Consider the following 9,793-nt stretch of genomic DNA (forward strand, 5'->3'; position numbering starts at 1 on the left):
TGGTGGGTGTGGTTCGCCTCGGGGGGGGGGGCCCGCGCCGGGGCGGCCGCGGCGACCATCGCGGCGGCCCGCTGGGGGTCGAGCGGGCCGCCCGCGATCATGTCGCCGAAGGTCTCACCGCTCACCCACTCGCTGACCACGTAGGAGTGGCCGTCGTCCTCGGTCGCGTCGAAGACCTGGGTGAGACGGGGGTCGGTCAGCCGGCTGGCCACCCGGGCCGCCGTGACGACCTCGTTCAGGCGCGGGAAGTCAGGGTCGAAGGTGTGCACGGCGACGGGCCGGGCGAGCACCTCGTCGATGGCCTTCCACAGCGTGGCACCGCCCGACTCGTAGACACGGTCTTCGAGCCGGAAGCGCTCGGCCAGCTTGGTGCCGGGCTCGACGGTGGGAGAACTCATGAGGACTCCGAAACTGAGAACACGACAGCACCACGCCAGGTCGGCACATCAAGACACATCACATGATGCCGGGTGGATCCGCCCACGCCCTCCTGCTTCCATTAGCCGCATGTCACCACACGTGTCGCACCATGGTAGTCCCGCGCCGGTTCCGCCCGTGTTCGCCTTGTCAGACGTTTGAGACAAGCCTTTGGCTTACCGGCCTACCCGTCCTGCCACCATTCCAACGATCGAGCTCACTTCGGGGATGCGCATCCGGTGGGCGATCGCCAAGTAAAGAACCATACCGAGTCCGCCGCCCGCCGCCAGCATGATGGCGGCGCTCAGCGCGTCCAGCCCGGTGAGCTCCTGCGTGATCCAGAGCACGCCGAGCGCGAGCGCCGCCGCCGGGAGCGAGGCCAGGTACATCCGGGACAGCCCGGCGGCCACCTTGCGCCCTCCCAGGCCCGCCACCCTGCGTGAGGCCAGCGCCCAGGCGACCGCGCTGCCCACCACGTAGGCGACGGTGAACGCGAGGGCCAGGCCCATCACGATGTACTGCGCCGGCAGGGTGAAGTAGGCCACCAGGCTGAGCGTGGCGTTGACCGCCAGGTTGCAGACGGCGAGAAAGGCCGGTGTGCGGGTGTCGCCGAAGGAGTAGAAGACCCGCAGCAGGAGCTGGAAGACCGAGAACGGGACCAGCGCCAGCCCGAAGACCTGCAGCACGTTGCCGATGTAGACCGCCGAGTCGACGGTCATGTTGCCCCAGGAGAAGATCAGCACGGTCACCGCGGGGCCGAGCACCATCAGCAGCAGCCCGGCGGGTACCAGCAGCACCGACACCAGTCGCACCCCCGAGGAGAACTCCTCCCGGACCGAGTCGAGCTGCCCGTCGGCTACCCCCCTGCTCATCCGGGGCAGCATCGCGGTGATCACCGAGACCGCGATGATCCCGTAGGGGAGCTGGAAGAGCTGGTAGGCATAGGCGTAGGCGGCGTTACCGGCGCCGGGCGCCCGCTGGCCCGCGCCGGTCGCGAGCCTGGTGGTGATCAGGAAGCTGATCTGGCCGATCCCGACGTAGGCGAAGGTCCAGACCGCGGTGCGGCCCATCTCGCCGAGCCCGGCGTTGCGCAGGTCGAACCGGGGCCGGAAACGGAATCCCACCCGGTGCAGCGCGATGACCAGCACCACGCACTGCGCCACGATACCGGCGGTGGTGCCCAGGCCGAGCAGCGCCAGGTCGGCGTCGGTCACCGTGTCGACGTCGGTGCCCGCGCCGCCCAGCTTCAGGTAGTAGCCGACGGCGACGGCGATCATCACGATGTTGTTGAGCACCGGCGCCCACATCGGGGCGGCGAACCTGTCCCGGGTGTTGAGGATCGCCCCGGCGATCGCCCCGACGCCGAAGAAGGCGATCATCGGCAGGATGTACTGCGCCAGCCTGACCGCGACCTCGGTCTGCCGAGGGCCCCAGTCGGTGCTGTACAGGCTGATCAGAGGCTTGGCCAGCACTACCGACACCACCGCGATCACCGTCAGCGCGAGCACCCCGAGCGTCATCAGCCGCTGCTCGTAGGCCCGGCCCCCGTCGGGGTCGCTCTTCTGCCGCCGGATGATCATCGGTACCACGACGCTGCTCAGCACCCCGCCGAGGAGGGAGTCGAACAAGATGAAAGGGATCGTGTAGGCCACGTTGTAGGCGTCGCCCAGGGCGAAGGTCCCGATGGCCGCGGCGAGCACCGCCGTCCGGACGAAGCCGGTGACGCGGGAGACCATCGTCCCCGCCGCCATGATCGCGCTCGCACGCAGGACCCTGCTCATGCGCCATTCCTCCGCTGGGTGTCAGGACTCGGTGCCGGCCGGCTCGCGATCGCGTTCCGACGGGGGAGCGGCCGCGGGGCGGCGGCCTCCCCGCCGGCGCAGCACGCGCAGGACGACGGCGGCCAGCATCACCACGAGGGCCGCCCCCACGATCACCAGAGCGACCCCGGTGTACCCGGTGGTCCGCACGGTCAGCTCGACCGGCCTGCCGTACTTGCGGCCGTCGTCGGTGGTGAGCTGCACCGTCACCGTGGTCTGGCCACTGGCGGTCGAGGTCATCGGGATCCGGATGGTCTGGCTCTGGCCGCCGAGGATCGTCAGCTGGTCCAGGTACGGCTCGATCTTCAACAGCTTGGGCTGGTCGGAGGTGACCCTGAGGCGGACCGCGACCCGGCTGGCCTCACCGCTCAGCTCGTTGCGCACGCTGATCGGCACGTCGCCGTTGCTGCCGGCCAGGGTGCGCAGGCGCGACTGCTCGCTACCGGTGATGGAGACCATGGCGATCCGGCTGTCGATCGCCTCCGCGACCTGCTGGACGTACGGCGCCGCGGCGGCGGTCCTGCCGCGCCAGGCCGAGGAGGTCAGACGGAGCAGCGCCAGGTCGAAGACGTCGAGATCCTGGGCGGTGGTGATCGCGGCGGTCAGGTCGGCGCGGGCGCCGACCTTCTTGACGCCCGTCAGGTACTGCCTGGGGAGCTCGGCCCGCCGGTTCTGGTCGGTGTAGGTCAGGTCGGCCCGCGGTGTCGGGGCACCCTTGCCGCGCTTGACCGCGTCGAGACCGACGGGCAGCAGCCAGGGCAGGCCGGCGGCGGTCTCGATCAGGTTGGTCACGTACCTGGGGTCGGGATCCCAGCGGCGGTGCGGAACGGCGATCACGGTCCTGGCCGTGTTGACGGGCTCCGCGCTGATCATCGCCGTCTCCGCGATGAACCGCTGGCGGTTCATCAGCGCCGAGCCGGGGGCGGAGGTGTCCGCGCCGACGGTCTCGCTCAGCTTCGCGTCGGCGACCAGGGCGGTGACCGGGCCGTTCACGCTCTCCAGGGTCGCCGAGGCGTCGGGGGTGGTGACCGGGGGCGCCGCCGGCGGCAGGTTCAGCACGTTCAGCAGCACGGTGTCGACGCCGCCGGTGGCCAGCAGGTCCAGCCCGTCGTAGTCGATCAGGCCGCCCAGCGGCCAGTTCACGTTGGTGATCACATCGCGGCCGAGGGTCTCCCTGCCGATGATCCTGGCCGCGTTGATACCGGTCGCGGCGGCGTTGTCGACGCCGTTGTGGGCGAGGGCCGCCACGTCGGGGTCGCCGTACGGGGTGGCCATCACCGGGTGGTCCGCGACGGCCTCGCGGAAGTCGCTCAGCCACTGGGCGGCCGCGGGTGTCGCGGGACGCTGCTGGGTGCGGTTCTTGGACCTGACCGCGTGCGGCCCGCCCATGGCCCGCGCGTCGTCGAGCAGGGCGGGGTCGACCACCCAGGTGAGGCCCTTGGCCGAGGAGGTGTCCTGGGCGATCTTGAGCAGGTCGCCGAGGCGCTTGCCGGGGGCCATGGCCGCGGGCAGCCCCTCGTCCGCGAAGACGCCGTCACCGCTCCGGCGCGGCTGGTCGACGATGGGCAGCACCATGGCGAGCCGGGTACGGACCACCCTGGTCTCCCTGGGCATGTAGGTCACCAGGGTCCGCAGGGTGGCGACCTGCTGGTTGAAGGCGTCGAGCACCTCGATCATGATCGGATAGACGCCGAAGCGGGAGAGGCCCAGCAGCTGCGGGGTGAAGACGAACTCCCACGGCGTCTTCCCCGAGGGCGCGATCGAGGTCTGGACGTAGCGCTGGTCGCGCCAGGCGCTCGGCTGGAGGCTCTGCCCCGACTGGTACGCCTCGATGTCGCCACGCTGGGCGAACGGCTGGGGCGAGTAGCGCATCTGGATGCGCAGCCCGCTCATGGTCTCGGTGCCCGAGTTGACCAGTGATCCGGAGACCTTGACCTCGGTGGTCGGCTCACGGGGGACGTCGGGGCCGATGGCCTCCATCATGATCTGGAGACTCAGCCGGCTCGCCGCGGTCGTCTGCGCGTTCGCCGTACCGGAAACGACCACGGCCGCGGGCAGGAGCAGCGTGGTGGCGAGCAGGGCGAGCAGCGTGACCTTGCGGATCACGTGCCGGCCAGGGGTCGAGTACGGCGCACGCCCGTAATGGTATGGCCTAACCGGCGAGGGGAAAGGTCGCCGCCTCCTTTCGGGAAGCCTGGCGAGTCAGGTCGACGGCCCTGCCCGAAACCAGTGTGAGCAGGTGGTCCGCACGGATCAGGAGTGCCGTGTGACGCTCCCCGGTGGGCACGTAGACGGGTGTGGCGATGTCGGTGAGTCGCTCGTCCACCAGCACGGTCAAGGTGGCGGGCAGCAGCAGCGGGCAGACCAGCCCCGAGGCGTAGTCGGTGGCGGAGTTGACGGTGAAGGCCGAGGCCGGCCGGACCCGCCGCGCGCCCAGGATGCCGCCGATCAGACCGGGGCGCGGAGGAGAGCCGACGGAGGTGACGACCGCCACGGGTTCGCGGGCGATTCGCGTCGTGACCTCGAAGACCGTGACCGCCAGGCAGACGGCGGGGCTCGCGGAAAGCACCTCGGGCAGTTCGTCCGAGCATGTCATCGCGCGCGGAAGGCGTACGATCTCATGATGGACCTGGTGTGCGAGGAGCCAGCGGTGGATCGCGAGCGCATCCTTCATGTGTGTGCTCCTTGCCTCGACGCACGGCCCCCGAGGTTCTCCTGACTGACCGTAACCTGGTGATCGCTTCAGGTGTATCCCCGCAGGGGAACATGTTCCGTAACCGAAGGACCTACCCGGCTTGTCCCTTTCAAATCTGACCCAGAGCCAGCGCCACGGCATGAGCGAGCTGTTCCGGAAGATCGCTCCTGTGGCGGACGAGCTTGGCGAGCTGTTCGCCGCCAAGGGTTACCAGATAGCCCTTGTCGGCGGCTCCGTACGCGATGTCTTCCTGGGCAGGATCGGCAACGATCTCGACCTGACCACGGACGCGAGGCCCGAGACGGTCCTGGAGCTCGTCCGTGACTGGGCCGACTCCGTCTGGACGATCGGCATCGACTTCGGCACCGTCGGCGTCCGCAAGGACGGGTGGCTGCTGGAGATCACCACCTACCGCAGCGAGTCGTACGACCCCAAGTCGCGCAAGCCCGACGTCGCCTACGGCGAGACGCTGGAGGGCGACCTGGCCCGGCGTGACTTCGCGATCAACGCGATGGCGCTGCGCCTGCCGTCCCGCGAGTTCGTCGACCCCTACGGCGGCCTCGACGACCTGCACGCCCGGCTGCTGCGCACCCCCGGCCCCCCCGAGCGCTCCTTCGGCGACGACCCGCTGCGGATGCTGCGCGCGGCCAGGTTCGCCAGCCAGCTCGGTTTCACCGTCGACGAGGCGGCGCTCGCCGCGATGGACGCGATGGCCGACCGGATCGACATCGTCTCCGCCGAGCGCATCCGCGACGAGCTGGACAAGCTCATCGGCGGCGGTCACCCCCGCGAGGGGCTGAAGATCCTCGTCGAGTCGGGGCTCGCCGGCCACGTGCTGCCCGAGCTGCCCAGGCTCCGCCTGGAGATCGACGAGCACCACCGGCACAAGGACGTCTACGAGCACTCGCTGATCGTGCTCGAGCAGGCGATCGACCTGGAGGAGAACGGCCCCGACCGGATCCTGCGCTGGGCCGCGATCCTGCACGACGTGGGCAAGCCGAAGACCCGCCGCCACGAGCCCGGCGGCAGGGTCTCCTTCCACCACCACGAGGTGGTCGGCGCGCAGCTCGCCAGGAAGCGGATGACGGAGCTGAAGTTCCCCAAGGACGTGGTGGCCGACGTCTCCCGCCTGGTGGAGCTGCATCTGCGCTTTCACGGGTACGGCACGGGCGAGTGGACCGACTCGGCGGTGCGCCGTTACGTCCGGGACGCCGGGCACCTGCTCGAACGCCTGCACAAGCTGACCCGCGCCGACTGCACCACCCGCAACCGGCGCAAGGCCCAGGCCCTGTCGCGGACCTACGACCAGCTGGAGGAGCGGATCACCAGGCTGGCCGAGGAGGAGGAGCTCGGCAAGATCCGTCCCGAGCTCGACGGCAACGAGATCCAGGAGATACTCGGTGTCCCGCCGGGCCCGGTCGTGGGCCGCGCCTACAAGTTCCTGCTGGACATGCGCCTGGACCAGGGGGTTCTCGGCAAGGAGGCCGCCGCGGACGCCCTCCGCGAGTGGGCGCGGGCGAACGAGGTGGCCCCTGAGCGGCACTCCTGACCAGGCCGCGGGCCCCGAGGGCCCCGGCGATGTCGCCGCACTCGACCGGGAGCACGTGTGGCATCCCTACGCGGCCGTGCCCCAGCCGGTGGCGCCGCACGTGGTCTCCCGCGCGGAGGGCGTGCGGCTGACGCTCGCCGACGGGCGCGAGCTCGTCGACGGCATGTCGTCGTGGTGGGCGGCCATCCACGGCTACAACCACCCCGAGCTCAACCGGGCGCTGAGGGAGCAGCTGGAGGACATGGCGCACGTCATGTTCGGCGGGCTCACCCACGAGCCCGCCGTGCGGCTGGCCCGCAGGCTCGCCGCCATGACCGGCCTGCCGAAGGTGTTCCTCGCCGACTCGGGGTCGGTCGCCGTCGAGGTGGCGATCAAAATGGCGTTCCAGCTCACCGGCAGGGGCCGGCTGCTCACGGTCAGGGGCGGCTACCACGGCGACACCTTCGGGGCGATGTCGGTCTGCGACCCGGTCAACGGTATGCACCACCTCTTCTCCGGCGTGCTGCCCGAACACGTGTTCGCCGACCGGCCGCCGCGCGAGTACGACGAGGGCTACGCGGCCCGGCTGGCGGATCTTCTCGCCAGGCACGCCCACGAACTGGCCGCGATCATCGTGGAACCGGTGGTCCAGGGGGCGGGCGGCATGCACTTCTACCACCCGGCCTACCTGCGCCTGCTCCGCGAACTGGCCGACGAGCACGGCGTCCTGCTGATCGCCGACGAGATCGCCACCGGATTCGGCAGGACCGGCGAGCTGTTCGGCTGTGACCACGCCGGGATCAGGCCCGACATCATGTGCCTGGGCAAGGCGCTGACCGGCGGCTACCTGTCGCTTGCCGCGACGCTGTGCACCGAGCGGGTGGCCCGGGGGGTCGGGGTGCTGATGCACGGGCCGACCTTCATGGGCAACCCGCTGGCCGCGGCGGTGGCGAACGCCTCCCTGGATCTCCTGGAGGAACGCCCGTGGCGTGAGGAGGTCCGCCGGATCGAGACCGGTCTCCTCGCGGGCCTGGCCGGGGCCGCGGCGGCACCCGGCGTGCGCCAGGTGCGGGTCCTCGGCGCGATCGGGGTGATCGAGACCCACGGGCCCGTCGACGTCCCCGCCGTCCAGGACGTCGTCATGCGGCACGGCGTCTGGCTCCGCCCGTTCGGCCGCCTGCTCTACGCGATGCCGCCCTACTCGATCGGCGACGACGACCTGGAGAGGGTCACGACGGCGATGACGGCAGCGGCTCGATCATTCGGGCCGGCGTGACGACCCGGTACGCCACCGCGCCCAAGAGGTATCCGGCGGCGATGACCACCAGCACGAGCGTCGATCTGCCGTCCGCCGGGAGCAGCGCCGCGGCCAGGGCGGCGGCCAGCACGTAGCCGCCGTTGAAGAGCATGTCGTAGATGGAGAAGGCCCGGCCCAGATAGGCGTCCTCGACGTCCCGCTGGACCGCGGTGTCCGCGCAGATCTTGACGCTCTGCCCGGCGATGCCGAGCACGAGGCCCGCGGCCGCGAACCCCCACTGCTGGAAAGGCGCGCAGAGCGCGAACGTCAGCACTCCGGCGGTGACCAGCATGGCCGGGACCCACCGCTCGATGCCGAAACGCTCGGTGGCCCAGGGGGTGATCAGGATGGCCAGGAAGTAGCCGACCCCCGAGGTGGCGACCACCACGGAGACCGCGTTCAGCGCGTCCTCGGCGTTCTCGGCGAAGTAGTAGCGCGACAACATCACGAGCATCGCCGTGCACATGCCGTAGACGAACCGGTGGGTGGTCATCGCGCCCATCGCCGCGGCGGCGGCCCGGTGACGTACCAGGTGCCGTGCGCCGTCGGTCAGGCCGCGCAGCACGTGGCGCACCGCCTCGCGGGCCTGCGGCCGGTCGGGATCGTAGGCGGGGCCGAGCAGCTCCCGCCCCATGGTCCTGGAGATGAGCGCGCTGAGCCCGAAGATGAGACCGGAGACGACCAGCAGCACCGCCGTCCCCCGGTGGTCGGAGCCGAAGACCGCCCGGAGGAGGTAGCCGGCGCCGATGCCCACGAAGGTGAGCACGGTTCCCGAGGTGGGGGTGACCGCGTTGGCGACCATCAGCCGGTCGGCCGGCACGACGTGCGGGAGCGAGGCTCCCAGCGCGGCCAGGAAGAACCGGTTCACCCCGAGCACGCCGAGCGCGGCGGCGTAGAAGATCGCGTCAGGGGCGTCCGCGGCGACCAGCGCCGCGGCCGCGAGCAGCAGTATCCCGCGGACCAGCGGCGCGACGACCAGGATCTGCCGCCGTGACCAGCGGTCGATGAACACCCCGACGAAGGGGCCCAGGATCGAGTACGGCAGCAGCAGCACGGCCAGGCCCGCGGCGATCTCCACCGCGCTCGTGCTCTTCTCCGGGCTGAAGAACGCGAATCCGGCCACGGCGAACTGGAAGATCCCGTCGGAGAACTGCGAGACGAGACGGGTCCCGTACAGCCTCCGGAAGTCCCGACCTTCCAGGACCACGCGTAGGTCGGATATGAATGACACGCGCTCAGCCTATGGGGGACCGCCCCCGATGGGCATCGGGAACATCCCTGAATGTACGGGTGAGCATTACCGACCTTTACCTACGTATCGTCAAGTGGGGCGCGGTGAACCAACATGATCACGTACCCTCGGTCGAGTGACACCTGATGAACACGTTGTGCTCGTCGACAGTGCGGGGAACGCGATCGGCACGGCGGCCAAGGCCACGGTGCACGGTCCCGACACTCCCCTCCACCTGGCCTTCTCCAGTTACGTGTTCGACGAGCAGGGGCAGATCCTGCTGTCCCGACGCGCACTGCACAAGATCACTTGGCCGGGGGTGTGGACCAACAGCTGTTGCGGCCACCCCCTGCCGGGCGAGCCGCTCTCCGCGGCGGTGACCCGCAGGCTCTCCCATGAGCTGGGCCTCGCGGCCGGCCAGGTCGACCTGCTTCTGCCGCGCTTCTCCTATCGCGCGGTCATGGACAGCGGCATCGTCGAGCGGGAGTTGTGCCCGGTCTACCGGGTGATCGCCGCCTCCGAGGCCGTGCCCAACCCCGACGAGGTCGAGGACGTGCGCTGGATGCCGTGGAAGGAGTTCACCGACGGGGTGCTCGGCGACCGCCTGGCGATCTCCCCGTGGTGCCGCGAGCAGGTCCCCCAGCTGATCGATCTTGGCGCGGACCCGCTCGCCTGGCGGGCCGCCGACCCCGCCGACCTCCCACCCGCCGCCCGCTGACGCGGGAGCCCGACATGGGCCCACCGGCGATCCACCAAAGGCGAGAGACCCCCACCCCCCCCCCCCGGGCGGGGGGTCTCGCCAGAT

7 protein-coding genes and 1 pseudogene are annotated in these 9,793 nt (G+C 70.5%); 3 read left to right on the forward strand and 5 right to left on the reverse strand.

The features are described 5' to 3' along the window. The 4 genes and pseudogenes from AB0J58_RS33630 to AB0J58_RS33645 all read right to left on the reverse strand — a co-directional run. A pseudogene (locus AB0J58_RS33630) lies at positions 1–398 on the reverse strand (serine/threonine protein kinase); the annotation flags it as partial. 195 nt (positions 399–593) lie between these two features. Further along, on the reverse strand, positions 594–2,198 hold the full coding sequence (murJ, locus tag AB0J58_RS33635) for a murein biosynthesis integral membrane protein MurJ (RefSeq protein ID WP_364223539.1): 1,605 nt from the start codon (positions 2,196–2,198) through the stop codon (positions 594–596). A gap of 21 nt (positions 2,199–2,219) precedes the next feature. Then, positions 2,220–4,343, reverse strand: coding sequence for a DUF6049 family protein (locus AB0J58_RS33640; RefSeq protein ID WP_364223541.1), 2,124 nt, complete (start codon positions 4,341–4,343; stop codon positions 2,220–2,222). 46 nt (positions 4,344–4,389) lie between these two features. After that, positions 4,390–4,911 (reverse strand): YbaK/EbsC family protein, encoded by a 522-nt coding sequence (locus tag AB0J58_RS33645; RefSeq protein WP_364223543.1) that lies wholly within the window; start codon positions 4,909–4,911, stop codon positions 4,390–4,392. A gap of 160 nt (positions 4,912–5,071) precedes the next feature. Here AB0J58_RS33645 and AB0J58_RS33650 point away from each other — a divergent pair, with 160 nt between their 5' ends. Both AB0J58_RS33650 and AB0J58_RS33655 read left to right on the forward strand, forming a co-directional pair. Further along, positions 5,072–6,481 (forward strand): CCA tRNA nucleotidyltransferase, encoded by a 1,410-nt coding sequence (locus AB0J58_RS33650; protein ID WP_364223545.1) that lies wholly within the window; start codon positions 5,072–5,074, stop codon positions 6,479–6,481. Then, on the forward strand, positions 6,465–7,736 hold the full coding sequence (locus tag AB0J58_RS33655) for an adenosylmethionine--8-amino-7-oxononanoate transaminase (protein WP_364223591.1): 1,272 nt from the start codon (positions 6,465–6,467) through the stop codon (positions 7,734–7,736). Before AB0J58_RS33650 ends, AB0J58_RS33655 begins: the two co-directional genes overlap by 17 nt. Here the strand turns inward: AB0J58_RS33655 and AB0J58_RS33660 are convergent. After that, entirely contained in the window at positions 7,690–8,988 is a 1,299-nt protein-coding gene (locus AB0J58_RS33660; protein ID WP_364223547.1) for an MFS transporter, read from the reverse strand. The two genes, AB0J58_RS33655 and AB0J58_RS33660, sit on opposite strands and share 47 nt — an antisense overlap. A gap of 136 nt (positions 8,989–9,124) precedes the next feature. Between AB0J58_RS33660 and idi the strand changes: the two genes are divergently transcribed. Further along, positions 9,125–9,706, forward strand: coding sequence for an isopentenyl-diphosphate Delta-isomerase (idi, locus tag AB0J58_RS33665; RefSeq protein WP_364223549.1), 582 nt, complete (start codon positions 9,125–9,127; stop codon positions 9,704–9,706). The last annotated feature ends 87 nt before the right edge of the window (positions 9,707–9,793 follow it).

Origin of the sequence: Streptosporangium sp. NPDC049644 (assembly GCF_040675205.1) — a bacterium.
Lineage (GTDB): Bacteria > Actinomycetota > Actinomycetes > Streptosporangiales > Streptosporangiaceae > Streptosporangium > Streptosporangium fukuiense.

What these genes read in the sequence shown, in the direction of transcription:
- murJ (WP_364223539.1), bottom strand. Translation starts at nt 2,198, where the DNA reads ATGAGCAGGGTCCTGCGTGCGAGCGCGATCATGGCGGCGGGGACGATG.
- AB0J58_RS33645 (WP_364223543.1), bottom strand. Translation starts at nt 4,911, where the DNA reads ATGAAGGATGCGCTCGCGATCCACCGCTGGCTCCTCGCACACCAGGTC.
- AB0J58_RS33650 (WP_364223545.1), top strand. Translation starts at nt 5,072, where the DNA reads ATGAGCGAGCTGTTCCGGAAGATCGCTCCTGTGGCGGACGAGCTTGGC.